Origin of the sequence: Aureimonas sp. AU22 (assembly GCF_001463745.1) — a bacterium.
Taxonomy (GTDB): Bacteria; Pseudomonadota; Alphaproteobacteria; order Rhizobiales; family Rhizobiaceae; genus Aureimonas.
The window spans coordinates 106,579-131,357 of sequence record NZ_BBWJ01000045.1; the positions used below are offsets into that span (position 1 = coordinate 106,579).

The window sequence follows — 24,779 nt, forward strand, 5'->3', positions numbered from 1 at the left end:
GTCGCCCATTCGAAGGGCATCGATCGTTCCAAGGGCCACGATCCGCTCGTAGCGAAACCGTTCGGCCAGCATCAAGGGTCGCCTGCGCGGCCGCGACGTCAAGCGACCTTCGTTGCCGCATCGCGGCGGGACGGCCGGAGGAGTCCGCCCGTCCCGAATTGTCGAGAACCCCGCCGCTCCCGGACGAGGTTCCATTGCATCAGCGGTAGCAGACGGCCTTGACCGCCTCGACCACTTCCTTGGCCGAAGGCAACGCCAGCTTCTCGAGATTGGCGGCGTAAGGCATCGGCACGTCCTTGCCGCAGACCTTGAGCACCGGCGCGTCGAGATAGTCGAACGCCTTCACCATCAGCTGCGAGGCGATCTCGGAGCCGACCGAGTTCTGCGGCCAACCCTCCTCGACGGTCACGCAGCGGTTGGTCTTCTTGACCGAACGCACGATCGCGTCGACGTCCATCGGACGGATCGTGCGCAGGTCGATGACCTCGGCGTCGATGCCTTCCTTCGCAAGCTGCTCGGCGGCGGCCACGGCATACGTCATGCCGATGCCGAAGGAGACGATGGTGACGTCCTTGCCCTTGCGATGAACGCGCGCCTTGCCGATCGGAACCGTCCAGTCGTCGGTATCAGGCACTTCGAAGGAGTGACCGTAGAGGATCTCGTTCTCGAGGAAGACGATCGGGTTCGGGTCGCGGATCGCCGACTTCATCAGACCCTTGGCGTCGGCCGCGGAATAGGGCTGAATCACCTTGAGACCGGGGATCTGGCTGTACCAGGCCGCATAGTCTTGGCTGTGCTGCGCGGCGACGCGGGCGGCAGCGCCGTTCGGGCCACGGAACACGATCGGGCAGCCCATCTGGCCACCGGCCATGTAGAGCGTCTTGGCGGCTGAGTTGATGATCTGGTCGATCGCCTGCATGGCGAAGTTGAACGTCATGAACTCGACGATCGGCTTCAGTCCCGCGAACGCCGCGCCGACGCCCATGCCGGCGAAGCCGTGCTCGGTGATCGGCGTATCGACCACGCGGCGCGCGCCGAACTCGTCCAGCAGGCCCTGGCTGATCTTGTAGGCGCCTTGATACTCGGCGACTTCCTCGCCCATCAGGAACACCGTCTCGTCGCGGCGCATCTCCTCGGCCATCGCCTCGCGGAGCGCCTCGCGCACGGTCTTCGTCACCGTCTTGGTGCCGGCCGGGATCTCCTCGGCGAAGTCGCCGTCGACATCCTCGGGCTCCGGGTGCGACATGCCTTGCGCGGGCACCGGCGCCGGCTTCGACTTGTCGCCTTCGGCAGCGTCGGGCTTCGCCTCGGTCGGTGTCGATGCGGTCGGCGCCGGCTTCGGCGCGGAGGCCACCGCGTCATCCGCGCTTTCGCCATCGGCCAGAAGAATGGCGATCGGCGTATTGACCTTCACGCCTTCGGTTCCAGCGGCGATCAGGATCTTGCCGATCTTGCCTTCGTCGATGGCCTCGACTTCCATGGTCGCCTTGTCGGTCTCGATCTCCGCGATCACGTCGCCGGGGGCGACGCTGTCGCCCTCCTGCTTGACCCACTTCGACAGGGTGCCCTCTTCCATCGTGGGGGAAAGGGCGGGCATCAGGATTTCGGTCGGCATGCGCCCTTCCCCTTACTTCGAAGCCTGCGGAACGGCGTCCGCATAAATGTCGGTCCAAAGTTCCGAGACGTCCGGCTCGGGGTCGTTCTGCGCGAACTCGGCAGCGTCGGCCACGATGTCGCGCACTTCGCGATCCACAGCCTTCAGGTCGTCCTCGGACGTCCCGTGGGCGTCGACGAGCCGCTGACGAACCTGCTCGATCGGATCGGACTCGGCACGCATCTTCTGCACCTCGTCGCGGGTGCGGTACTTCGCGGGATCCGACATCGAGTGACCGCGATAGCGATAGGTCAGCATCTCGAGGATCATCGGACCCTCGCCGTTGCGGCAATGCTGGACAGCGAGATCGCCCGCAGCCTTCACCGCGCGCACGTCCATGCCGTCGACCTGGATACCCGGAATCTTGAACGACAAGCCGCGATGAGCGAAGTTCGTCTCGGCCGAGGCGCGATTGACCGACGTGCCCATGGCATACCGGTTGTTCTCGATCACGTAGATCACCGGCAGCTTCCACAGCGATGCCATGTTGAAGCTCTCGTAGACCTGGCCCTGATTGGCCGCGCCGTCGCCAAAATAGGTGATCGATACGGAATCGTTCCCGCGGTAGCGATTGGCGAAGGCGAGGCCCGTGCCAAGAGAGACCTGCGCGCCGACGATGCCGTGGCCACCGTAGAAGTGCTTCTCCTTCGAGAACATGTGCATGGAGCCGCCCTTGCCCTTCGAGTAGCCGGAACGGCGACCCGTGAGCTCGGCCATGACGCCGCGCGATTCCATGCCCGTGGCCAGCATGTGGCCGTGGTCGCGATAGCCGGTGATGACCTGGTCACCTTCCTTCATCGCCATCTGCATGCCGACGACGACCGCTTCCTGGCCGATGTAGAGGTGGCAGAAGCCGCCGATGAAGCCCATGCCGTACAGCTGGCCCGCCTTCTCCTCGAAGCGGCGGATCAGAAGCATGTCCCGGTAGGCCCGGACTTCCTCATCCTTGGAGAACTGCGCAGGGGCCGGAGCCGCGTACTGCTTCAGCGTCTTTTCGATGTCACCTGCGCCGGGAGCCCTGGCCTCGCCGTCGCCGCCAATACCCTGCTTCTTCAGTGCGGCCATATCGAATCCCATCCCTTGACGCCCTCAATACGGCGGGCAAGTTTTGGGCAAGTATATGGACACGGCGTAGGCACGCAAGCGGCACACTGAAGCTTAACTAGACACAAGTTAAACGGAGCGCCTCATCCGAGATCAACCATATATGGGTTAATCCGCGCGGGGACGGTCCAGCAGTATCGTGACCTCGTCCGCGTTGGATAAGTTGAGGGAGCGACGGGCCCGCTCGTCGATCATATCACGCTCCAGCGTGCCATCGCTGAGCAACCGGACACGCGTTTCCAATGCCTCGCGGGTTTCGAGCAACGCGGCGTACGCTGCCTGCTTTCGCACCAGATCCGCTTGCAACGCGACGCTCGCTTCGGTTCCGTAGCGCCCGCTCTGAGCATGGAACACGAAGTAGGCAAGGCAAGGCAGTGTGATGGCTGGCACCACGAGCTGCGATAGCCAGGATCGACGCTTCTGCTTCGTATGCATGGATGGGCCTCCGGAATGCCCGATCCTACCCACGCATCGATTTACAGCTCGTTAAGCCTGTTTCGCCTCGTGGCCAAAAAAAGGGCGCCGTAGCGCCCCTTCTTCGGTTCGGTCAGCGACGGCGCAGGATCGAACGCCCCGCATACACCGCCTGGTCGCCAAGCTCCTCTTCGATGCGGAGCAGCTGGTTGTACTTCGCGAGCCGGTCCGAGCGCGCCAGCGAGCCAGTCTTGATCTGCCCGCAGTTGGTGGCGACGGCGAGATCCGCGATCGTCGAGTCCTCGGTCTCGCCCGACCGGTGCGACATCACGGCCGTGTAGCCGGCGCGATGGGCGACGCTGACCGCGTCCAGCGTTTCGCTCAGGGTGCCGATCTGGTTGACCTTGACCAGGATCGAGTTAGCGACCTTCTTCTCGATGCCCTCGCGCAGGCGAACCGAGTTGGTGACGAAGAGATCGTCGCCGACGAGCTGGACGCGGTCGCCGATCTTGTCGGTAAGGCTTTTCCACCCGGCCCAGTCGTCCTCCGCCATGCCGTCCTCGATCGAAATGATCGGATACGCGCCGGCGAGCTCGGCGAGATAGCCGGCCATATCCTCGCCCGACAGACGACGGCGCTCGCCGTCGAGGTCGTAGACGCCGTTCTTGAAGAACTCAGTCGAGGCGCAGTCGAGCGCGAGGTAGATGTCCTCGCCGGGCTTGTAGCCTGCCTTCTCGATGGAGGCCATGACGAAGTCGAGACCGGCCTTCGCCGACTCGAGATTGGGCGCAAAGCCGCCCTCGTCACCGACGTTCGTGTTGTGGCCTGCGGCCTTCAGTGCCTTCTTGAGCGTGTGGAACACCTCGGCACCCATGCGCAGGCCCTCGGCGAAGGTCTCCGCGCCGACCGGCATGATCATGAATTCCTGGAAGTCGATCGGATTATCGGCATGCGCGCCGCCGTTGATGATGTTCATCATCGGAACGGGGAGGACGTGTGCGCTGGCGCCGCCGACATAGCGGTAGAGCGGCAGGCCGGCAGCTTCCGCCGCGGCCTTGGCCGTCGCAAGCGACACGCCGAGAATGGCATTGGCGCCGAGGCGGCTCTTGTTGGGGGTGCCGTCCAGCGACTTCAGGACCGAGTCGATACGGATCTGGTTCTCGGCCTCGAAGCCGACGAGTGCCTCCAGGATGTCGGTGTTGACCGCCTGGACGGCCTGCTGCACGCCCTTGCCGCCGTAGCGCTCGTCGCCGTCGCGCAGCTCGACCGCCTCATGCGCGCCGGTCGATGCACCGGACGGAACGCCCGCGCGGCCCATCGAGCCGTCTTCCAGCACCACGTCGACCTCGACGGTCGGGTTTCCGCGACTGTCGAGGATCTCGCGGGCGATGATGTCGATGATGGCGGTCATGGTCAGTCCCTTGGCTGTTGGCTGGTGCCGGGGTTTAAGCGACCGGCCCCGCTCCGGGACTGGCCGGGAGGCCTGTGTTCAGAGGCCCTTGGCGACCGCGTCGAGATCGCGCAGGCGCTTCAGGAGTTCGGGCATGTCGTCGAGAGCGACCATGTTGGGGCCGTCGGAAGGGGCGTTGTCCGGGTCGTCGTGCGTCTCGATGAAGAGGCCGGCCACACCGACCGCGACGGCCGCGCGCGACAGCGTCGCCACGAAGCGCCGCTCGCCGCCCGACGAGCCCCCCTGCCCGCCCGGCTGCTGCACGGAATGCGTGGCGTCGAAGATCACCGGCGCCCCCGTCTCAGCCATGATCGGCAGGGCGCGAAAGTCGCTGACCAGCGTGTTGTAGCCGAAGGAAGCGCCACGCTCGGTCAGGAGGACGTTGGCGTTGCCGCTCGCCGTCACCTTGTCGATGGCATGGCGCATGTCCCAGGGCGCGAGGAACTGACCCTTCTTGATGTTGACGACGCGCCCCGTGCGGGCGGCGGCCACGAGAAGGTCGGTCTGGCGCGACAGGAAGGCCGGGATCTGCAGGACGTCGCAAACCTCGCCCACCGGCTCGCACTGTTCGGCCGTGTGGACGTCCGTGAGGACCGCAAGGTCGAACTGCGCCTGGACCTCATCGAAGACCGGCAGCGCCCCGTCGAGACCGATGCCGCGACGGCCGTCGCCGCTGGTGCGGTTCGCCTTGTCGAAGCTGGCCTTGAAGACGTAGCCGATCCCAAGATCGCCCGTGATCCGCTTCATCCGCTCGGCGATCATCATCGCATGATCGCGGCTTTCCATCTGGCAGGGGCCGGCGATGAGGGAGAACGCCGTGCCCTGCGAGAACTCGGCGCCCCGAAGTCGGATGTTGGAGTTCGGAGCGGGCATGGATAGCCTTTCTGTGAGGGTCAGAGCAGTCGCGAGCGTTCCATCGCCGCAGCGATAAAGGAGGCGAAGAGCGGATGCGGCTCGAAAGGCCGGGACTTCAGCTCGGGGTGATACTGCACGCCGATGAACCAGGGATGATCGGGCAGTTCGACCGTCTCAGGCAGCAGTCCGTCCGGCGACATGCCAGCGAAGATCATGCCGGCCTGTTCCAAGCGTTCGCGATACGTCCGGTTGACCTCGTAGCGATGGCGATGGCGCTCGTTGATGGTCGTCGAGCCGTAGATGTCGGCGATGCGCGAGCCGCCGGAAAGGTGCGCCTCGTACGAGCCGAGGCGCATCGTGCCGCCGAGATCGCCTTCCGAGGCGCGCATCTCCAACTCGTTTCCGCGCATCCATTCGGTCATGATGCCGACCACCGGCTCCTTGGTCGGGCCGAACTCGGTGGAGCCGGCGTCCACGACCCCGGCGAGCGAACGCGCCGCCTCGATGACCGCCATCTGCATGCCGAAACAGATACCGAAGTAAGGCACGTCCCGCTCGCGCGCGAAGCGCGCCGCGCTGATCTTGCCCTCCGAGCCGCGCTCGCCGAAGCCGCCGGGCACGAGAATGCCGCCGACCTTTTCGAGATAGGGCGTCGGGTCTTCCTTCTCGAAGACCTCCGCCTCGATCCAGTCGAGATTGACCTTCACCCGGTTGGCGATGCCACCATGCTGGAGCGCCTCGATCAGCGACTTGTAGGCGTCCTTGAGGCCGGTGTACTTGCCGACGACGGCGATCGTCACCTCGCCCTCCGGGCGCGCGACGTTCTCGACCACCTGGAGCCAGCGCTCGAGCTTCGGCTTGGGTGCCGGGTCGATGCCGAAGGCGGCCAGCACTTCCGTGTCTAGGCCCTCGTTGTGATAGGCGATCGGCACGTCGTAGATCGTAGCAACGTCCAGCGCCTGGATGACCGCGCTTTCCCGCACGTTGCAGAAGAGACTCATCTTGCGACGCTCCTCCTTCGGGATCGGCCGGTCGGCGCGCACGAGAAGGATGTCGGGCTGGATGCCGATCGAGCGCAACTCCTTGACCGAATGCTGCGTCGGCTTGGTCTTCAGCTCGCCCGCCGTCGGAATGTAGGGCATCAGCGTCAGGTGGACGTAGACGGCGCCGTTGCGCGGCAGGTCGTTGCCGAGCTGGCGGATGGCCTCCATGAAGGGCATCGCCTCGATGTCGCCGACCGTGCCGCCGATCTCGCAGAGGACGAAATCATAGTCCTCGTTGCCTTCGAGGACGAAACTCTTGATGGCGTCGGTCACGTGCGGGATCACCTGGACCGTCGCGCCGAGGTAGTCGCCGCGGCGCTCCTTAGCGATGATCTCCTGATAGATCCGACCGGTGGTGATGTTGTCCATCCGGTTCGCGGAGCGGCCGGTGAAACGCTCGTAGTGTCCGAGGTCGAGATCCGTCTCGGCACCGTCGTCGGTCACGAAGACCTCGCCGTGCTGGGTCGGGCTCATCGTGCCCGGATCGACGTTCAGATAGGGATCGAGCTTGCGGAGGCGGACGCGGTAGCCGCGCGCCTGGAGCAGCGCGCCGAGGGCCGCCGATGCGATCCCCTTGCCCAAAGATGAAACCACGCCGCCGGTGATGAAAATGTATCGCGCCATGGGCCTTCCCGATACTCGCTCAAGCAGGATTCGACCAGTCCCCTTGTGGTCGAAATGAAAAAGGGGCGCCGCAGCGCCCCTCGGGGTGATGCCGTCTCGGCTAGCCGATCACTGGGCCGGCTGAGCAGGAGCCGCGGTCCCGGCAGGCGCGGCCTGATCCGACGTCGTGGCACCGGCCGGCGGCGTCTCGACAGGAGGGACCGTGGGAACGGCCGTCGACTGCGGAGCCTCCGGCGCCGGATTGGCGGGAACCTGAGGCGTGGCGGAAGCGCCAGTCGGAACGCCGTCCTGCGTCACCGGCGCAGCTGGCGTAGCGGCGGGAGCCGCCGTGTCAGGCGTCGTCGCCGATCCCGCCGGAGCGGAGGGCGTCGCGCCCGACGGCACGTCCACCGGGGCGTTCCCCTGCGACTGCTGATCGTCCGGCAGGCCGCCGAGCTGATCGAGGAGCGAACCACCCGCAGCGCCACCGGCTGCCCCGCCTGCGGCCCCGCCAGTCTGCGAGGGCACGCGATCGAGAATGTCGAGACCGTCCGAACCGTATCGCGCCGTCAGCGCCAGGGCGAGCGACGTGATGAAGAAGCCGGTCGCGAGGATCGCCGTGGTGCGGGTCAGCACGTTGGCGGCGCCACGCGCCGTCATCAGCCCACCGCCGCCGCCGCCCATACCGAGCGCACCGCCTTCGGAGCGCTGGAGGAGCACGACGACCACGAGGGCCAGCACGATCAGGAGATGGATGACGATCAGAACGGTCTGCATGGCCTCGAGGCGCAATCCTTGGCAAGTTGCGCGTCTTCTATAGGAGGCTTTCGACTATTCCAACCGCTTTCGATCCCATTGCGACCTAGCGTTGCGCGGCGCGGCAAATCGGCAGGAAATCCGCGGCCTTGAGGCTTGCGCCTCCGACCAGCGCGCCGTCGACGTCGTCCAGCGCGAGAAGCTCGGCCGCATTGGAGGGCTTTACCGAGCCCCCGTAGAGAACGCGCATGGAAGCCGCGACGTCGGCTCCGAAACGCTCGGCAAGTTCCCGGCGGATGAAGGCATGGGTCTCGCCGACCTCTTTTACCGTCGGCGTTCGACCGGTGCCGATCGCCCACACCGGCTCATAGGCGACGACCGTGTTGGTCGCGGTGGTTCCGGCCGGAAGCGAACGCCGGATCTGATCGCCGAGAACGTCCAGCGTGCGTCCCGCGTTCTTTTCCGATTCGGTCTCGCCGATGCAGATCACCGCCACAAGGCCGGCCGCCCATGCTGCTTCGACCTTTGCAGCCACGAGTTCGCTCGCCTCGCCGTGGTCGGTCCGCCGCTCGGAATGACCGAGGATCACGTGGCTCGCACCGGCATCCCGCAGCATCTCCGCCGACACGTCGCCCGTATGCGCACCGCTCGCTTTGGTGTGGGCGTCCTGTCCACCGATCGCGATCACGCCCTCTCCAACGGCAGCCGCCTGCGAGATCAAAACCGAGGGAGGACAGATCAGCACCTCGATGCCGCCGGACTGCGTCGCCCGCAGCTCGTCCGCCATCGCCGCGAGTTCTGACAACGCCCCACGCGAGCCGTTCATCTTCCAGTTCCCGGCGATCAGCGGTTTGCGGCTCATGGTCGATCTCCTTCGATTCGGCTCGACGTTGCGCGCGGCCGATCTCCCAGCTGACGGTGCTACCGGCACGAGCGAGGCGAAATCAAGCGGGCCACGATCGGTGCGGCGCTTTCCTTCGCTGGGCAAAATGCCTATTGCCCTCACGCAAAGAACGGAACCGGGAGACGGGTGATGCTGAATCAGATGCGGCGCGGCGCGTCGAGCTGGGTGGCCAGGATCTTTCTGGGCGCGCTGGCCGTCAGCTTCGTCGGCTGGGGCGTCGCCGACGTGCTGCGCGGCAGCGACGGGGGCTCGACGGTCCTGAGCGCGGGTGACACGCGGGTCACTGTGCCTGAGTTCCAGCTCGCATACCGCCAGGGCTTGAGCCGCCTTTCGCAGCAGCTCCAGCGCCGTCCGAGCGCCGAGGAGGCCGAGGCGTTCGGCCTCGACCAGGCGATCCTGTCGCAGCTGACCGCAGGCGCGCTTCTCGACGAGCAGGCGCGGCGGCTCGGCGTCGGGTTGTCGGACGACGGTCTGATCCAGCTTATCCAGAACGAACCCGCCTTCAAGGACCAGTCTGGCAACTTCTCGCGCAACACGATGCGGGCGGTGCTCGCCAACGCGCAGATCACCGAACAGTCGTATCTCGAAGACCTGCGCGGCAGCGCCACGCGAAACCAGCTGATCGCGCCGCTTTCGGAGGGCGCTTCCGTGCCGGCCGCGTTCATCGATGCGCTTGGCGCCTACAACGGCGAGCGGCGGACGGTGAACTTCGTGCGCCTCCAGCCCCCGGCCGTCGATAGCGTCGAGGAGCCGACGGACGAGGCCCTGGACGATTTCTATACGCAGGGGCAGGACGGGTATCGCGCTCCGGAATACCGTTCCTTCTCCTATCTATCGCTCTCGCCGGCAGCGCTGTCCGACCCTTCTGCGGTCACGGACGAGGCGGTCGCAACCTACTACGAAGCCAACCGCGCCCGGTACACGACGCCGGAGCGGCGGCAGGTTCGCCAGATCGTCTTCGCCGATCGCGCTTCCGCCGACCGCGCGGCGCAGGCGCTCGCATCCGGTACGAGCTTTGCCGACGCGGCGGCAGCCGAAGGGCGGCAGGTTGCCGATCTCGGGCTCATCGCGCGTTCGGCCATCCCCAACGCGACGCTCGCCGATGCCGCGTTCTCGGCGGCACCGAACGTTCCGAGCGCCGTCGTCGACGGGCCATTCGGTCCCGTCATCATGCTGGTCGAACAGGTCGTGCCGGAGGTCGTGCGCTCGCTGGACGACGTGCGCGCCGAGGCGCGCGATTCCGTCGCCCTCGACGCCGCGAACACCAAGGTGACGCAGGCCTACAACGCGATCTCCGACGCGATGCTGAGCGGCGCGCCGCTCGCCGAAGCCGCTCAGCAGGCAGGCTTCACGCTGCAGAACGTCGAGCCGGTGGACGCATCCGGCAACCGGCAGGACGAGACTGCCATCGCCGACCTTCCGGCCAAGGCTCAGCTACTTGCCACGGTCTTCGCTGCCCAGCCGGGCACCGCGCCGCAGCCGGTCAACTACGGCGGCAGCAACTATGTGTTCTTCGAGCTTGGCGACGTGATCCCGGCCCGCGACCGCCCGCTTGCCGAGGTGCGCGACCGCGTGGTGGCCGATTGGAAAGTGGACGAGGCGGAACGCCTGATGACCGAGCGTGCGGAGGCTCTGGCCGAGCGCGTGCGCGGCGGCGAGCCTCTCGCCGAAATGGCTGTGAAGGAAGGGCTGACGGTGGAGACCGCAGTCTCGATCACTCGCGAAAGCGGGCGATCCGAAATCGGCGAAGCCGCCACGCGCGCGGCCTTTTCCGGACCGCAGGGCACGGTTTCCGAAGCGCCGGCACTCGAATCGGGACAGGCGGTGGTGCTCCAGGTGGCCGAGGTCGCCGATGCGGCCGACCCGGCGTCCAACGTGCCTGCCGCGGCGCGCCAGAACCTCGACGAGACCATGCGCGAAGACCTCTTCCAGAGCTATGTCGCCTATCTCCAGGGCTCGATCCCGGTGTCGCTCAACAACGCTGCGATGAACCAGGCCAAGGTCGCGGTTCGATGAGCGCAGGCCTCAAGCCGCTGATCGGCAAGGTCGCGGCGGGGCGGCCGCTGAGCCGCGACGAGGCTCGCGAGGCGTTCGGGATCCTCATGTCCGGCGAGGCGACGCCGTCTCAGATCGGCGGCTTCCTCATGGCGCTGCGCGTGCGCGGCGAGGCGGTGGACGAGATTGCGGGGGCCGTCGACGTCATGCGTGCCAACATGGCACGCGTGCGGGCGCCCGACGACGCCGTCGATATCGTCGGCACGGGCGGCGACCATGCCGGCACCTACAACGTATCCACCTGCTCCGCCTTCGTGGTCGCGGGCTGCGGCGTGCCGGTCGCCAAGCATGGCAACCGCGCCCTGTCCTCGCGCTCTGGCTCGGCCGACGTCCTGGCGGCTCTCGGCGTCGACGTCGACCTGAGGCCAGACCAGATCTCAGACGTCATCGCCCGGTGCGGGATCGGCTTCATGTTCGCGCCCACACATCACGCGGCGATGCGGTTCGTCGGTCCGTCGCGCGTCGAACTGGGAACGCGCACGATCTTCAACATGCTGGGTCCGCTGGCCAATCCCGCAGGCGTTCGTCGCCTCCTCGTCGGCGTCTACGCCGCCGAATGGGTCCGGCCGATCGCAGAGGCGCTACTGGCACTCGGCACGGAGGCGGCGTGGATCGTCCACGGCGACGGGCTGGACGAAATCACGAACTGCGGGCCGACGGTCGTATCCGAGATACGGGACGGCGCCATTCGCGACTTCCTCGTCGAGCCCCAGGCCTACGGCTTCCCGTGCCGTCGTCTGGAGGAGATCGTCGGCGGCGATGCGTCGGAGAACGCGAGGGCGCTGAGATCGGTCCTCGCAGACGAGCCGAGTGCTTATCGCGACATCGTGCTTCTCAACGCGGGTGCCGCCCTTGTCGTGGCGGGACGGACAGTCGATCTTGCCGAGGGGATCGCCCAGGCGACCGAGGCGCTGCGAGATGGGCGCGCCCGTGCGGCGCTCGACCGCCTCGTCGCGGCGACGGCGCAAACCGAAGGGGCTTGAGACATGTCCGACATCCTGTCGAAGATCGAAGCCTACAAGCGGGAGGAGATCGCACAGGCCAAGGCGACGGTTTCCGCTTCATCGCTGCGGGAGCGCATCGCCGATGCCGGCGCGCCCCGGGATTTCATCAGCGCCCTCGCCCGCAAGCATGATGAGGGCGGCTTCGCGCTGATCGCGGAGGTGAAGAAGGCCAGTCCGTCCAAGGGGCTGATCCGCGCCGATTTCGAGCCCGCTTCGCTGGCGCGGGCCTACGAGCGCGGTGGTGCTGCATGCCTCAGCGTCCTCACGGACACGCCGTCCTTCCAGGGCGCCCCTGAGTTCCTGTCCCAGGCTCGCGCGGCGACCAACCTCCCCGCTTTGCGCAAGGACTTCCTGTTCGACACCTACCAGGTGCTGGAAGCCCGCGCCTGGGGAGCGGACGCTATCCTCGTCATCATGGCATCGGTGGATGACGCCCTGGCCGCCGATCTCGAGGCAGCCGCGCATGATCTCGGAATGGCTGCCCTGATCGAAGTCCACGATGAAGCCGAAATGGAGCGGGCGCTGAAGCTCCACTCGCCTCTCGTCGGCGTCAACAACCGCAATCTGCGCACCTTCGCAGTCGACCTCGCCGTAAGCGAGCGCCTCGCCACCATGGCCGGGCCGAATCGCATCCTCGTCGGGGAAAGCGGGATCGGCAGTCACGCCGATTGCCTGCGCCTCGCCCGTTCAGGCATCTCGACCTTTCTGATCGGGGAGAGCCTCATGCGGCAGGCCGACGTGGAAACCGCGACGCGCATGCTTCTGACCGGCGGAACGGCGGCGATCGCATGAGCGGCGAACGCCTTACCCATCTCGACGATGCCGGCAACGCGGCCATGGTCGATGTCGGTGAGAAGCTTGTCACCGTGCGCCAGGCCTCTGCCGAAGGTCTCGTGCTGATGGCGCCGGAAACGCTGGAGATGATCCGCAGCGGTGCCGCGAAGAAGGGCGATGTGATCTCGATCGCTCGTATCGCCGGGATCATGGCAGCCAAGCGGACGCACGAGCTGATCCCGCTTTGCCACCCGTTGCTTCTCGAAAAGGTCGCCGTCGATCTGGAGATCGAGCCTGCTCTTCCCGGCATCCGGGTGACGGCGACGGCGCGTGTTTCGGGGAAGACGGGCATCGAGATGGAGGCCCTCACGGCAGTGTCCGTCGCATGCCTGACGATCTACGACATGGCCAAGGCGGTTGATCGCGGCATGTCGATCAGCGGCATCCGTCTCGTCACGAAATCCGGCGGCCGCTCGGGCGACTGGTCGGCGAAATGACGCTCGTCCCATTCGAGGACGCGCTCGATCGGCTCCTCCGCGACGCCGACCCGGTGGCCGATACGGAAACCGTCGCGCTTTCCGATGCGTTCGGGCGCATCCTGGCCGAGGATCTCGTCGCCCGTCGTACCCAGCCCGCCTTCGACGCTTCCGCCATGGACGGATACGCCCTTCGCGCGGCGGACATCGCGGTCGTTCCCTGCGAGCTCGCGATCGTCGGCGAGTCGGCTGCGGGGCATGCGTTCGACGGTGTCGTTCCGCCGGAAAGCGCCGTGCGTATCTTCACAGGGGCCCCCTTGCCCGCCGGCGCCGACGCCGTGGTGATCCAGGAGGATACCGAGCGATCGGCGGAGGGTCGCGTTCGCATCATGGCTGCCGCGGCGCCCGGTTCGAATATCCGCCGAGCCGGAAACGACTTCGCCGAGGGCGACAGGCTGCTTCAAGCGGGCACGCGCCTCGGCCCTGCCGCCTGTGCACTTGTGGCCAGCGCCGGCCACGGTTCCCTGACGGTTCGAAGGCGTGTCCGGGTCGCGATCGCGGCTACCGGCGATGAGCTCGTAGCTCCAGGAACGATGCCGGGTCCGTCCCAGACCGTCGCGTCCAACAGCCTCGCCATAGCCATGATCGTGCGCGCCATTGGCGGACACGTCATCGATCTCGGGATCATCCCGGACCGCCGGGCCGATCTGGCCGCTGCGTTCCAAAGGGCGCAGACGGAGAACGCCGACGTGCTGGTGACGATCGGGGGCGCATCGGTGGGCGATCACGATCTGGTCGGCCCCACCCTGCAATCGGAGGGCGCCAGACTCGACTTCTGGAAGGTGGCCATGCGACCGGGCAAGCCGCTGATGGCGGGAACGCTCGGTCCCATGCGGATCCTGGGACTGCCGGGCAACCCGGCTTCCAGCTTGGCGACGAGCGAACTCTTCCTGCGGCCACTCGTCGAACGACTGTCCGGCGCGCCTGCCGGCAGATGGCGGCGCAAGGGCATGCTCGGAACAGACGTCAAGGCGAACGATAGGCGCACCGACTTCCTGCGCGCCCGCCTCCGTGCCGGTCCCGAGGGCGCGCCTGCAGTCATCATACCGATCGATCGCCAGGACTCTTCGCTTCTGACCGTCTTTGCGGATGCCGACGTACTTCTGATCCGCCCCGCACACGCCCCGCCCGGGTCAACGGGCGAAGAATGCGAGTATGTGCTTCTGACGAAAGGATGATCCTTGCAGAACACAAGCGGAACAGCTACGTTTGTTCAGGTTTTGTTTCAAGGATTCTCCCCATGCTGACCCGCAAGCAGCACGACCTCCTGATGTTCATTCACGAGCGGTTGCAATCGGTCGGCGTGCCGCCGTCGTTCGACGAGATGAAGGATGCGCTGGACCTGCGTTCCAAGTCCGGCATCCACCGCCTAATCACGGCGCTCGAAGAGCGCGGCTTCATCCGCCGGCTTCCCAACCGCGCGCGTGCCCTCGAAGTGGTGAAGCTGCCGGAGTCGGCTGGAAAACCGGCGAACGCGGCTCCCCTGCCGCTCCCGTCCAATGTCGAGCCGTTGTTCAAGACGCCGCGCGCTGTGGAACGCGATATATCCTCCGTACCGGTGATGGGCCGGATCGCGGCAGGCGTCCCAATCTCCGCGATCCAGCAGAACACGCATGACATCGTCGTCCCGCCCGAGATGCTCGGCCCGGGCGAGCACTACGCTTTGGAGGTCAAGGGCGACTCGATGATCGAGGCGGGCATTCTCGACGGCGACACGGTGGTGATCCAGCGAGCCGAATCGGCGAGCGCCGGCGAGATCGTCGTGGCGCTGGTGGACGATGAGGAAGCGACGCTGAAGCGCTTTCGACGCAAGGGCGGAATGGTGGCCCTGGAAGCCGCCAATCCAGCCTATGAAACGCGTTTGCTCGGCGCGGACCGCGTCAAGGTTCAGGGGAAGCTTGTCGGGCTGATCCGGCGCTACCACTAGGCGTTCCGGGGCTCGCCTAGTTCGGCGACGTGGTTTCAACCTTCTGGTCTTGGCGGTGCCAGTATTCCGGCCATGCGGCGAGCCGGTGACGGTTCCATTCCTGCGGTTCGGCAGGGATGGAAGCGTTCAGAACGATCGCGCCGTCCGCAGCCCGAGAAAGTGCCAGCGACCCGGTTTGTCGTAGGGTTCGCAGGGTTACGAGCGGTGTCCCGTTGGTGCAGGTTCGGGCACGCACGGCACGCGCCATGATCGCGATGTCGCTCGTGCGGCAAAGCTCGTCGAGCGTTTCGTAGTCGTCGCTCCATCCGATCTGGATGCCCGAGTGGGTTCGCGCGTAACAGACATTGCTCTCGCACCGGAAACGCTCCGGCGTCGCATCGGAAGCGAGCGGGCCCGCGCCGTCGGCTACCGGCATCGCAGCCGCTGCGCCGGTCCCGCTACGCACCGCCGTTGCAGGATCTGCCGGGTAAGCCCGCTGCCATTGATCCCATACGAAGGCTGGAGGTCGAGGGCGCAGCGAACGCAGCGTCCCTGCCGCATCGATCGCGGCGACTTCACGGCCGCTTTCGAAGATGAGGAGTTCGGGCGGCGAGCCGGGTCGCAGCAGCAGAAGACCGGCGATCGCCGGTGCCAAGGCGAACCACCGAAAGGCGCTGGCGGAGAAGGACAGGATGAGGATCGCCGCCGAGAAACAGAGCACCGATGTCCCGCTCATCTGGCCCGTCGGGTAGTCCGGAAACGCATCGGCCAGCCATGCCGCCAAGCTGAACACTTGGTCGAGCCCCCAACCCATCCCCTTGAGCGGCCAAGTTTCCAAGCCGAACGGCATCGCGAGCACCGCCAGCATGCCGAGAGGCATGATCCAGAAGCTGAAGATCGGTGTCGCGATGACGTTGGCGATGAGCGAGAACGGCGCTCCGCGCTGGAAGTGATGGATGGCGAAGGGCGCGGTTGCTGTCCCCGCGATCAGGGACGAGAGCGCCATGCCGAAGACGAGGATGCCGATCGCGCGCGGGTCGAGCCAGCCGCCTTTCTTCGGGCCCCTCGCCGCACGCCACCGGGCATAGGCACCATAGGCGCCCACAAGGGCGGCCGTCGCCGCAAAGGACATCTGGAATGTCGCCGTCATGACGACGTGCGGGGAAAATGCCACGACGACGATCGCGGCCAGGCAGACGTTTCGCAAGGTCAAGGCGGGCTGGTCGAGCAGGATCGCGCCGAGCATTACGGCGATCATCACGAAGGATCGCTCCGTCGCTGCGTTGTCGCCCGCCAGGAGAAAGTAGAAGCCGGTGCCCGCCAGAGCGACCACCGCGGCGAGCTTCTTGATGGGCCATCGCAATGCCAGCGATGCGCTGGTGGCAAGGCACAGCCGCGTCGCCAGCATGAAGAACCCGGCGACGAGCGCCATGTGGAAGCCACTGATCGACAGGACGTGGGCCAGCCCGGTGACCCGCAAATCGTCGTTGATCTCTTCGGGGATGCCGGCTCGCTCGCCCGTCACCAGCGCGGCCGCCACCGCGCCTGTTGCCCCGGGAAGCACCTCGCGTATCCGATTTCCCATCGCGAGACGAAGGGTGGCGATGCGATCCGCGAACGTCGGCTCGCGGATCGGTCCCGGTGGCGCTGGTGCACCCAACGAGAAGCCATAGGCTCCCAGACCACCGAAGAACGCGCCGAAGGCGAAGTCGTACGCGCCGGGATAGGCGGGACCCGCAGGCGGACGCAAACGCACCAGCCCCTCGTATGTCGAGCCGATCGGCAACGGGTCGTGCCGGCTGGAGACGACGATCCGTGCCCGCTCGGGCGGCCGCGACAGGACCGGGCGCTCCGTCGAAACGATGTCGATGAGATAGCGGTAGCGACCCCGCTCGTCCCGTTCGCGCACGATGACGGTCCCCTTGATCCGCACGGTCGCCTCACCCGAGAAGACGGTCGTGTCGGTCCGCGCTGTTTCGACGGCGCAAGCGGCAAACCCCGCGGCAAGGCCAAGGAGCACCGTTCCGACGGTGCGCAGGGTACGCGGCAGAGATCGGGGCGCGAGAAGCAGGAGCGCGGCTGCGGCCAGTAGCGCCGTGACGAAGGCATCGGGTCGGACGATGCCTCGAAAGAAGCAGACCGCGGCGATCATCATGCCGATCGGGATAAGTGCGAAACCGGTGCGCGAACGGTCTTCCCGTGCGAGCTGCAAGTCCAACCAGGCTCGTGATCGCCGATACCATTCAGCAGGCAGCGAGGAGGATACCTTCCCCTTCGTGCCGAGCCGCCGCGCTGCGAAGCTTTGATCCCCTGCCGTCACGATGGTTCGCTTCGCTTGTCTCCCCTGCCCTCTATGCTACACCACGGACCGAAAAAGACAGGCATCGTCTCGACGCATTCGCACAGGCTTTTCCGGACTTCCTGGGACCGGCTGTGGATGGGGGCGATCCACCTTCGAGGATCTCCGATGACCGATCGCGTCGTTACCCGGTTTGCACCGTCGCCCACGGGCTATCTCCACATCGGCGGCGCGCGCACGGCGCTCTTCAACTGGCTCTATGCGCGCAAGATGGGCGGCAAGATGCTGCTGCGGATCGAAGACACCGATCGCGAGCGCTCGACGGAAGCCGCCGTCACGGCAATCATCGAAGGTCTGCACTGGTTGGGGCTCGACGCCGACGAGCCGCCGGTTTCGCAGTTCGCGCGCGTGGCCCGTCACCGCGAGGTCGCAGAAGAACTCGTCGCGGCCGGAAAGGCCTACTACTGCTACGCGACACCCGCCGAACTCGACGAGATGCGCGAGAAGGCCAAGGCGGAGAAACGTCCGCCCCGCTATGACGGCCGCTGGCGCGACCGCGACCCGTCGGAGGCACCCGCCGGGGTCAAGCCCGTGATCCGCATCAAGGCGCCGCTCGACGGCGAGACGATGGTGCGGGATCGCGTCCAGGGCGACGTCCGCTTCCCCAACAAGGACCTCGACGACTTCATTCTCCTCCGCTCCGACGGCACACCGACCTACATGCATGCCGTGGTGGTCGACGATCACGACATGGGCGTCACCCACATCATTCGCGGCGACGATCACCTGACCAATGCCGGGCGCCAGACATTGATCTATACGGCGATGGGCTGGGACGTGCCGATCTTCGCACACATCCCCCTGATCCACGGTGCGGACGGCGCCAAACTGTCGAAGCGCCACGGGGCGCTTGGGGTAGAGGCCTACCGCGAGATGGGATATCTCCCCGTCGGCCTCAAGAACTACCTTGTGCGCCTCGGCTGGAGCCACGGCGACGACGAGATCATCTCGCCCGATGACATGATCGCCTGGTTCGACATCGACGACATCAACCGCGGCGCGGCACGCTTCGACTTCGCAAAGCTCGATGCCGTCAACGGTCACTGGATCCGCGCCAGCGCGAACGAGGAACTGGTCGACACCCTGATGTCGGTGCGCGATCACTTGCCGAACGGCGCCATCCTCCGGTCCGTGCCAGACGATGTCGTACGCGACCGCCTGTCGCGCGCCATGCCAGGGTTGAAGGAACGCGCCAAGACGCTGGTCGAGTTGACGGAAAGTTCGGCCTACCTGTTTGCAGCACGTCCCCTGGACCTCGAACCGAAGGCGGAAGAGATCCTGGCGGGTGGCGGCCGGGCGATCGTCGCCGGACTTCTACCCGACCTCGAAAAGGTCGCCGACTGGAACGCGGCGAGTGTCGAATCGGTGGTGCGTGACTATGCGGAACGTGAAGGCGTGAAGCTTGGAAAAGCTGCCCAGCCTTTACGCGCGGCCCTCACCGGGAAGACGACTTCCCCCGGCGTATTCGACGTTCTCGACGTGCTCGGGCGTGATGAAACTTTGGCCAGACTGCATGATCAGGTCGCATGAACCGTTGCACTGCACTGGCGCTTAATAGAGTGCGGTGCAATAATTGCGGACTACGTCGACTGGGGACGTGTCATGGCACGTTCTCAGCTGACATGCTCCCGCCAGGCTTTGTCTGCGCGGTTTTCAGAAGGGGTAACGCATGACCGATTCGGCGAAACTGTCCTTAGGCGCAAAAGAAACGGAACTGAAACTGCGCCATGGGACGATCGGGCCTGATGTCGTCGACATTGCGGCGCTCTACAAGGATACCGGGCTCTTCACCTACGATCCCGGCTTCACCTCCACCGCATCCTGCGAGTCGAAGATCACCTTCATCGACGGTGACGAGGGCGTTCTGCTCCACCGCGGCTACCCGATCGATCAGCTGGCCGAACGCGGCAACTTTCTCGAGACATGCTACCTCCTGCTTTACGGCGAACTGCCGACCGCCGCGGAGATGAGCGACTTCACCTATCGCGTGACGCGTCACACGATGGTCCACGAGCAGATGTCACGCTTCTACACAGGCTTCCGCCGTGACGCGCATCCGATGGCCGTGATGGTGGGTTCCGTCGGCGCCCTGTCTGCCTTTTATCACGACTCCACCGACATCGCCGATCCGCACCAGCGGATGGTGGCCTCGATCCGCATGGTCGCAAAGACGCCGACGTTGGCCGCAATGGCCTACAAGTACCATATCGGCCAGCCATTCGTTTACCCGCGCAACGACCTGTCCTACGCGGAAAACTTCCTGCATATGTGCTTCGCGGTTCCCTGCGAGCCCTACCAGATCAACCCCGTCCTCGCTCGTGCGATGGACCGGATCTTCACCCTCCACGCCGACCACGAGCAGAACGCGTCCACCTCGACGGTGCGACTTGCGGGCTCGTCGGGCGCCAACCCCTTCGCCTGCATCGCGGCGGGTATCGCCTGCCTCTGGGGTCCGGCGCATGGCGGCGCGAACGAGGCCGCGCTCAACATGCTCTCCGAGATCGGCACCAAGGATCGCATCCCCGAGTTCATCGCCCGCGCCAAGGACAAGAACGATCCGTTCCGTCTCATGGGCTTCGGGCACCGGGTCTACAAGAACTACGACCCGCGCGCGAAGATCATGCAGCAGACCTGCCACGAGGTGCTGAACGAACTCGGCCTCAAGGACGATCCGTTGCTGGAAGTGGCGATGGAGCTCGAGCAGATCGCGCTGCACGATCCGTACTTCATCGAAAAGAAGCTCTACCCGAACGTCGACTTCTACTCCGGCATCACCTTGAAGGCGCTCGGCTTCCCCACCGAGATGTTCACCGTGCTCTTCGCAGTGGCACGTACGGTTGGCTGGATCGCCCAGTGGAAGGAAATGATCGAGGACCCGCATCAGCGCATCGGGCGCCCGCGCCAGCTCTACACCGGCGCACCGCAGCGCGACTACACGGCGGTGGAAGCGCGCGGCTAAGCCGCCCGTCGCTCGCCGATTTCAAACGGGCGCTTCGGCGCCCGTTTTCTTTTGCTCGTAAAGGTCGAGAAGGATGCGCGCCGCAGCGGCCCCCGGCGGCTCAGGTACGGTCATCCTCTCGCGGATTAACTCGAACCCCCGCATCTGCGCCGCGCGCTCCGGCGTATCGGTCAGCAGGCGTTCCAGGCGGCGCGCCAGATGCTCGGGCTGGATGGTCTCGTGGAAATGCTCGGGCACCAACGGATGTCCGGCGATGAAGTTCGGAAGCGCAGCCGTCCAACCCGTCATCAGATGGCGCAGGCGATAGGACACCGGATCGAGCCTATAGGCCAGCGCCATAGGCACGGCGGCGAGGGCAAGCTCGAGGGCAACCGTCCCCGAAGCGGCCAATGCCGCATCTGCTCCGGCAAAGGCGCGCCACTTCCCATCCTCGCCCTCGACGACCTCCGGTTTGATCGTCCAGGTCGCGATCTTGTCGTCGATCAGCGGCCGCACACGCGCCACCGCGGGCAGGATACCCCGCAGGCCCGGCAGTCGGGTGGAAAGTTCGGCGAAGGTTCGGCCGAAGTCGTCCATCAGACGTTCGATTTCGCCGCGGCGGGACCCGGGAAGGATTAGCAGTGTCGGCGGTTGCGACGGAGCCCGTGGCCCGACCTCGCGGTCGCGGACCAGGATGCGGGCGAGGTGCGGCTCGGCCATGATGGGATGGCCCACGTAGCTGGCAGGCGGGCCGCCATGACGCTGCAGGATTTCGGGCTCGAAGGGAAACAGGCAGAACGTATGGTCGACCGCCGCCGCGAGCTTGCGCGCCCGTTCGGGTCGATAGGCCCAGATGGCCGGAGGCACCACATTGACAAACAACGTGCCGGGAAGAGCCGCCTTCAGTTTGACAGCGACACGGTTGGTGAAGGTGAAGCTGTCGACCGTGATCACAACGTCCGGCCGATCCTCGACGAGCGAATGCACCGTCTGACTCAGGCGGCGGAGGAGCTTAGGAAACCGGGCTAGGATCGCTCCGATGCCGATGATCGAAAGCTCTTCGATGTCGAAGAGCGAGGTCAACCCTTCCCTCTTCATCGCCGCGCCACCAAGACCGATCACCTGGATCGGCTCAGGCGCCATCGCTCTCAGATGGCGAAGCAGGTCCGCGCCGATCCGGTCCGCCGACTCCTCGCCAAGAACGAACGCTACCTTCATGTCGCGACCGGGCCCCCATCGTCCGACGTGCCGATCACGAACAGTTCCGCAGCGTCGGCGGCCTCGACGACGCGACCTGCTTCGAGAATCAGAGACCGACCGGCGCTGAGCCCTATTCCGCGCAGACCGGCCGCGCTGGCTTGCTGGATCGTCTCCTGGCCGATGCTCGGCAGATCGAATCGTTCGTCCTGCTGCGGCTTGAACGCCTTGAAGAGGACGCAGGGCTCGCGGCGGCCGATCCGGCCGGCAGCCCTCAACTCCCCGACCCGCTCCAGCATCGCGCGCGTCCCTTCGATGCCTTCCAGCGCGATGACGCGATCCGGGGAAGCGACAACGGCTTGGCCGATATCGAGACGCCCGATTTCGGAAGCGGCATGGGCTGCACGTTGTAACGCCAGCGTCTCGCGCTCGCCGGGCGTCCGCTTCGTCAGGGCGCCACCCGGCGTCAGCACGTCACGCAAAATCGAGTGCACGGCGACCACTTCGAACCCGCGTCGCTCGAATGCGCCGGCGACGGCCCGCAGCAAGCTGTCGTCCCCACCGCGAACCATACGAAACAGCTCGGGGAGCATCATGAGGGTTCGTACGCTCGGAATCATCGAGCGATAGTCCGGTCGTACCGATATCGTTCCGCAGAACACGATCCGCCGGACGCCCTGCGACGCAAATACGGAGAAAACGTCCCCCGTGCGCGACCAAGGCAGGGCGGTGGACGGGTAATCCGACCAGTCCGCCCGTATTCCGTCCGCGATCGCAACCACGACGGGCGCGTAGCCCTGCGCCGCCGCCGCTTCGGCCACCAGCTTCGGAAGGATGCCGCCGGCGGCGACGATACCGAGCGGTTCGCCGCCGCGAGCGTATTGTTCGCTCGTATGGCTCAAGTCGGCCTGACACTGCGGGGGAAGCAGATTGCGCGGTCGCCTCCAGCCCGGATGAAGCCGAGAAGATCCTGCACCAATGGGTCTTCCGGATATTCCGACTCGACCTCATCCAGATTTTCGCGGAAGGTCAGGTCGTCCGAGAACAGCATGCGATACGCCTTGCGCACGTTGCGGATCGCGTCGCGGTTGAACCCGGCCCGCTTCATGCCGATGACGTTGAGGCCACTGAGGTAGGCGCGGTTGCCGAGCACCATACCGAACGGGATGACATCGCCCTCGACGGCCGCAAGGCCACCGATATAGGCGTGGTGACCGATCCGGGTGAACTGGTGGATGCCCGAGCCGCCTGCGATCGTCGCGAACTCGCCGATCACGCAATGTCCCGCCAGCATCACGTTGTTGATCAGTGTCACGTTGTCGCCAAGCACACAGTCGTGGGCGACATGAGCGCCGGTGAAGAACGCGCAGTTGTCGCCGACCGTGGTCTCGGAACGCCCCTGCACCGTCCCCGGGTTCATGGTGACATGCTCGCGGATCAGGCAGTTTCTGCCGATCACGAGGCGGGTATCCTCGCCCATGTATTTCAGATGTTGCGGCTCGTTGCCGATCGAGGCGAACGGGTGGATGCGTGCACCCTCGCCGATCACCGTGTTGCCGGCCAGGACGACATGCGACTTCAGCCGGGATCCGGCACCCAGGACGACATCAGGCCCGATGACGCAGAAGGGACCGATATCGCAGCCGTCCCCGATCCGGGCTCCGTCCTCCACGATGGAAGACGGGTGAAGCTGATAACGTGCGCTCACTTGGCTTCGCCGGGAACCAGCATCGCACTGATGGCGGCTTCCGCGACCTTCGCCCCGTCCACGATCGCCTGGCAGTCGAACTTCCAGATGTTGCCGCGCTTCTTGGTCTGCGTGACGTGGTATTCGAGAAGGTCGCCCGGCACGACCGGCTTGCGGAACTTCGCACCGTCGATCGTCATGAAATACACGATGGAATTGGCGTCGCCGCCAGTCGCCTTCTGACAGATCGCTCCGGCTGTCTGCGCCATGCCCTCGATGATGAGCACGCCGGGCATGACCGGATATTCCGGGAAATGACCGAGGAAGTGCGGCTCGTTGGCCGTGACGTTCTTGAGGCCCCGCGCCTTCCGATCGCCGTCGATGTCGACGATCCGGTCCACCATCAGGAATGGATAGCGATGCGGCAGGAGCTTCAGGATGCCAAGGATGTCGATGCTCTCAAGCGTCGTTGTTTCCGTCATCTCCACCCGCCGTCTTTTGCTTTCTATTCGACTGAACCCGAAGCGCCATCATGTCGCGCAACCAGTCCTTGACCGGCCGGGCCGGCACGCCGCCCCAGCGCGCGCCCGCCGGAACGTCCGTCGCCACGACGCTGACGGCCGCGATCTGCGCCCCGTCGCCAACCGTCACATGGCCGTTGAAGCCCGTCTGCCCGCCCACCGACACGCCGTTGCCGATCGTGACGCTGCCGGCGATGCCGACCTGACCGACGATCACGCAATGACGGCCGATCACGACGTTGTGGGCGATCTGAACGAGATTGTCGATCTTCGTTCCCTCGCCGACCACCGTGTCGCGCACCGCGCCTCGGTCGATCGTGGAGTTCGCACCGACCTCGACATGATCCTGAAGAATCACGCGCCCGACCTGCACCTGCTTCACCAGCCCTTGCGGGCCGGCGACATAGCCGAATCCGTCCTGACCGACCCGCACCCCGGGATGCAATATGACCTGATTGCCGATCAGGGCGTGCTGCACGCTGACCTGCGGGCCGATGCGGCACTCCCGCCCGATCTTGCAACCACGGGCGATCGTCGCACCGCTACCGATCACCGTGCCCGAGCCGATCTCGACGTCCGGACCGATCACGGCGAACGGCTCCACCGTCACACCCGGTTCGAGTTGCGCCGAGGGATCGACGATCGCGTGTCGCGATACGGTCCCGTCCTCGAAGTCTGATCGCGGCGCCATCGCATCGGGAAAGAGCGTGCGCCCGGCAGCGGCGAAGGCCAGACCCGGCTTTCGCGCGACAAGCCCGGCAATGCCTGGAGGGATGGACGACGCAAAGCGCGCCGACACGACGACCGCGCCGGCTCGCGAAGTCCGCAAGGCGGCCCCGTAACGCGGATTGTCGTAGAAGCTGAGATCATCCGCGCCCGCCTCGTCCAGCGAGGCGATTCCGGTCACGACCCGGTCGGCATACTCGGGAGCGACGGTGGCGTCGCAAATGGAAGAAAGCTCGGCAAGGGACATTCCCTTGCCGAGCCGAAAGAACGTGCTGGCCATCAGAGCCGCGTCT

At 65.9% G+C, this 24,779-nt stretch carries 21 protein-coding genes and 1 pseudogene; 8 read left to right on the forward strand and 14 right to left on the reverse strand.

Annotated elements, in window-relative coordinates; all coding sequences use genetic code 11:
- Positions 1 to 199: 199 nt before the first annotated feature.
- The 8 genes and pseudogenes from AUL34_RS16845 to tpiA all read right to left on the reverse strand — a co-directional run bounded on the left by AUL34_RS16845 (position 200) and on the right by tpiA (position 8,741).
- Positions 200 to 1,615, reverse strand: a complete 1,416-nt coding sequence (locus AUL34_RS16845; protein ID WP_061936181.1) for a pyruvate dehydrogenase complex E1 component subunit beta — start codon at positions 1,613 to 1,615, stop codon at positions 200 to 202.
- A gap of 12 nt (positions 1,616 to 1,627) precedes the next feature.
- Positions 1,628 to 2,719 (reverse strand): pyruvate dehydrogenase (acetyl-transferring) E1 component subunit alpha, encoded by a 1,092-nt coding sequence (gene pdhA / locus AUL34_RS16850; RefSeq protein WP_082653442.1) that lies wholly within the window; start codon positions 2,717 to 2,719, stop codon positions 1,628 to 1,630.
- Between the two features lie 147 nt (positions 2,720 to 2,866).
- On the reverse strand, positions 2,867 to 3,193 hold the full coding sequence (locus AUL34_RS16855; RefSeq protein ID WP_061936184.1) for a septum formation initiator family protein: 327 nt from the start codon (positions 3,191 to 3,193) through the stop codon (positions 2,867 to 2,869).
- Positions 3,194 to 3,305: 112 nt separating this feature from the next.
- The gene (gene eno, locus AUL34_RS16860; RefSeq protein ID WP_061936186.1) at positions 3,306 to 4,583 is read right to left on the reverse strand and encodes a phosphopyruvate hydratase; all 1,278 of its coding nucleotides are present in this window, start codon (positions 4,581 to 4,583) and stop codon (positions 3,306 to 3,308) included.
- Positions 4,584 to 4,661: 78 nt separating this feature from the next.
- A complete protein-coding gene (gene kdsA, locus AUL34_RS16865) occupies positions 4,662 to 5,495 on the reverse strand; it encodes a 3-deoxy-8-phosphooctulonate synthase (RefSeq protein ID WP_061936189.1) in 834 nt (277 codons plus the stop codon).
- 20 nt (positions 5,496 to 5,515) lie between these two features.
- Positions 5,516 to 7,144, reverse strand: a complete 1,629-nt coding sequence (locus AUL34_RS16870) for a CTP synthase (protein ID WP_061936192.1) — start codon at positions 7,142 to 7,144, stop codon at positions 5,516 to 5,518.
- 297 nt (positions 7,145 to 7,441) lie between these two features.
- Positions 7,442 to 7,900 (reverse strand): annotated as a pseudogene (gene secG / locus AUL34_RS16875) (preprotein translocase subunit SecG); the annotation flags it as partial.
- 85 nt (positions 7,901 to 7,985) lie between these two features.
- Positions 7,986 to 8,741 carry a triose-phosphate isomerase gene (gene tpiA / locus AUL34_RS16880; protein ID WP_061936195.1) on the reverse strand — a complete coding sequence of 252 codons (756 nt, stop codon included), beginning with the start codon at positions 8,739 to 8,741 and terminating at the stop codon, positions 7,986 to 7,988.
- 171 nt (positions 8,742 to 8,912) lie between these two features.
- Between tpiA and AUL34_RS16885 the strand changes: the two genes are divergently transcribed.
- The 6 genes from AUL34_RS16885 to lexA all read left to right on the forward strand — a co-directional run bounded on the left by AUL34_RS16885 (position 8,913) and on the right by lexA (position 15,079).
- The gene (locus AUL34_RS16885) at positions 8,913 to 10,799 is read left to right on the forward strand and encodes a SurA N-terminal domain-containing protein (RefSeq protein ID WP_061936198.1); all 1,887 of its coding nucleotides are present in this window, start codon (positions 8,913 to 8,915) and stop codon (positions 10,797 to 10,799) included.
- On the forward strand, positions 10,796 to 11,821 hold the full coding sequence (gene trpD, locus AUL34_RS16890; RefSeq protein ID WP_061936201.1) for an anthranilate phosphoribosyltransferase: 1,026 nt from the start codon (positions 10,796 to 10,798) through the stop codon (positions 11,819 to 11,821). The genes AUL34_RS16885 and trpD overlap by 4 nt, the downstream gene beginning before the upstream one ends.
- A 3-nt stretch (positions 11,822 to 11,824) precedes the next feature.
- Positions 11,825 to 12,634 (forward strand): indole-3-glycerol phosphate synthase TrpC, encoded by an 810-nt coding sequence (gene trpC, locus AUL34_RS16895; protein WP_061936204.1) that lies wholly within the window; start codon positions 11,825 to 11,827, stop codon positions 12,632 to 12,634.
- Entirely contained in the window at positions 12,631 to 13,113 is a 483-nt protein-coding gene (moaC, locus tag AUL34_RS16900; protein ID WP_061936208.1) for a cyclic pyranopterin monophosphate synthase MoaC, read from the forward strand. The genes trpC and moaC overlap by 4 nt, the downstream gene beginning before the upstream one ends.
- Positions 13,110 to 14,330, forward strand: a complete 1,221-nt coding sequence (glp, locus tag AUL34_RS16905; RefSeq protein WP_061936211.1) for a gephyrin-like molybdotransferase Glp — start codon at positions 13,110 to 13,112, stop codon at positions 14,328 to 14,330. Before moaC ends, glp begins: the two co-directional genes overlap by 4 nt.
- Positions 14,331 to 14,422: 92 nt before the next feature.
- Complete coding sequence (gene lexA / locus AUL34_RS16910; RefSeq protein ID WP_370539058.1) at positions 14,423 to 15,079, forward strand: transcriptional repressor LexA; 657 nt, start codon at positions 14,423 to 14,425, stop codon at positions 15,077 to 15,079.
- A 16-nt stretch (positions 15,080 to 15,095) separates the two neighbouring features.
- On the opposite strand, the gene AUL34_RS16915 is transcribed toward lexA, so the two are convergent.
- A complete protein-coding gene (locus tag AUL34_RS16915; RefSeq protein WP_061936217.1) occupies positions 15,096 to 17,276 on the reverse strand; it encodes a ComEC/Rec2 family competence protein in 2,181 nt (726 codons plus the stop codon).
- A 249-nt stretch (positions 17,277 to 17,525) separates the two neighbouring features.
- Here AUL34_RS16915 and gltX point away from each other — a divergent pair, with 249 nt between their 5' ends.
- Together gltX and gltA are read left to right on the forward strand one after the other, a co-directional pair.
- A complete protein-coding gene (gene gltX / locus AUL34_RS16920; RefSeq protein WP_061936220.1) occupies positions 17,526 to 18,947 on the forward strand; it encodes a glutamate--tRNA ligase in 1,422 nt (473 codons plus the stop codon).
- 139 nt (positions 18,948 to 19,086) lie between these two features.
- Positions 19,087 to 20,376 carry a citrate synthase gene (gene gltA / locus AUL34_RS16925; protein WP_061936223.1) on the forward strand — a complete coding sequence of 430 codons (1,290 nt, stop codon included), beginning with the start codon at positions 19,087 to 19,089 and terminating at the stop codon, positions 20,374 to 20,376.
- A gap of 21 nt (positions 20,377 to 20,397) precedes the next feature.
- On the opposite strand, the gene AUL34_RS16930 is transcribed toward gltA, so the two are convergent.
- The 5 genes from AUL34_RS16930 to lpxD are packed head-to-tail and all read right to left on the reverse strand — an operon-like array spanning position 20,398 to position 24,766.
- Positions 20,398 to 21,573 carry a lipid-A-disaccharide synthase gene (locus AUL34_RS16930; protein ID WP_061936226.1) on the reverse strand — a complete coding sequence of 392 codons (1,176 nt, stop codon included), beginning with the start codon at positions 21,571 to 21,573 and terminating at the stop codon, positions 20,398 to 20,400.
- Positions 21,570 to 22,454, reverse strand: coding sequence for an LpxI family protein (locus AUL34_RS16935; RefSeq protein WP_061936229.1), 885 nt, complete (start codon positions 22,452 to 22,454; stop codon positions 21,570 to 21,572). Before AUL34_RS16935 ends, AUL34_RS16930 begins: the two co-directional genes overlap by 4 nt.
- On the reverse strand, positions 22,451 to 23,260 hold the full coding sequence (gene lpxA / locus AUL34_RS16940) for an acyl-ACP--UDP-N-acetylglucosamine O-acyltransferase (RefSeq protein WP_061936232.1): 810 nt from the start codon (positions 23,258 to 23,260) through the stop codon (positions 22,451 to 22,453). The genes AUL34_RS16935 and lpxA overlap by 4 nt, the downstream gene beginning before the upstream one ends.
- The gene (fabZ, locus tag AUL34_RS16945; protein ID WP_061936235.1) at positions 23,257 to 23,721 is read right to left on the reverse strand and encodes a 3-hydroxyacyl-ACP dehydratase FabZ; all 465 of its coding nucleotides are present in this window, start codon (positions 23,719 to 23,721) and stop codon (positions 23,257 to 23,259) included. The genes lpxA and fabZ overlap by 4 nt, the downstream gene beginning before the upstream one ends.
- Positions 23,699 to 24,766, reverse strand: a complete 1,068-nt coding sequence (gene lpxD, locus AUL34_RS16950) for a UDP-3-O-(3-hydroxymyristoyl)glucosamine N-acyltransferase (protein WP_061936237.1) — start codon at positions 24,764 to 24,766, stop codon at positions 23,699 to 23,701. The genes fabZ and lpxD overlap by 23 nt, the downstream gene beginning before the upstream one ends.
- Positions 24,767 to 24,779 lie beyond the last annotated feature (13 nt).

Bases quoted from the DNA above. Each gene is read 5' to 3' on its own strand.
- AUL34_RS16845 (WP_061936181.1), bottom strand. From the start codon at position 1,615: ATGCCGACCGAAATCCTGATGCCCGCCCTTTCCCCCACGATGGAAGAG.
- pdhA (WP_082653442.1), bottom strand. From the start codon at position 2,719: ATGGCCGCACTGAAGAAGCAGGGTATTGGCGGCGACGGCGAGGCCAGG.
- AUL34_RS16855 (WP_061936184.1), bottom strand. From the start codon at position 3,193: ATGCATACGAAGCAGAAGCGTCGATCCTGGCTATCGCAGCTCGTGGTG.
- eno (WP_061936186.1), bottom strand. From the start codon at position 4,583: ATGACCGCCATCATCGACATCATCGCCCGCGAGATCCTCGACAGTCGC.
- kdsA (WP_061936189.1), bottom strand. From the start codon at position 5,495: ATGCCCGCTCCGAACTCCAACATCCGACTTCGGGGCGCCGAGTTCTCG.
- AUL34_RS16870 (WP_061936192.1), bottom strand. From the start codon at position 7,144: ATGGCGCGATACATTTTCATCACCGGCGGCGTGGTTTCATCTTTGGGC.
- tpiA (WP_061936195.1), bottom strand. From the start codon at position 8,741: ATGAGCCGCAAACCGCTGATCGCCGGGAACTGGAAGATGAACGGCTCG.
- AUL34_RS16885 (WP_061936198.1), top strand. From the start codon at position 8,913: ATGCTGAATCAGATGCGGCGCGGCGCGTCGAGCTGGGTGGCCAGGATC.
- trpD (WP_061936201.1), top strand. From the start codon at position 10,796: ATGAGCGCAGGCCTCAAGCCGCTGATCGGCAAGGTCGCGGCGGGGCGG.
- trpC (WP_061936204.1), top strand. From the start codon at position 11,825: ATGTCCGACATCCTGTCGAAGATCGAAGCCTACAAGCGGGAGGAGATC.
- moaC (WP_061936208.1), top strand. From the start codon at position 12,631: ATGAGCGGCGAACGCCTTACCCATCTCGACGATGCCGGCAACGCGGCC.
- glp (WP_061936211.1), top strand. From the start codon at position 13,110: ATGACGCTCGTCCCATTCGAGGACGCGCTCGATCGGCTCCTCCGCGAC.
- lexA (WP_370539058.1), top strand. From the start codon at position 14,423: ATGTTCATTCACGAGCGGTTGCAATCGGTCGGCGTGCCGCCGTCGTTC.
- gltX (WP_061936220.1), top strand. From the start codon at position 17,526: ATGACCGATCGCGTCGTTACCCGGTTTGCACCGTCGCCCACGGGCTAT.
- gltA (WP_061936223.1), top strand. From the start codon at position 19,087: ATGACCGATTCGGCGAAACTGTCCTTAGGCGCAAAAGAAACGGAACTG.
- AUL34_RS16930 (WP_061936226.1), bottom strand. From the start codon at position 21,573: ATGAAGGTAGCGTTCGTTCTTGGCGAGGAGTCGGCGGACCGGATCGGC.
- fabZ (WP_061936235.1), bottom strand. From the start codon at position 23,721: ATGACGGAAACAACGACGCTTGAGAGCATCGACATCCTTGGCATCCTG.
- lpxD (WP_061936237.1), bottom strand. From the start codon at position 24,766: ATGGCCAGCACGTTCTTTCGGCTCGGCAAGGGAATGTCCCTTGCCGAG.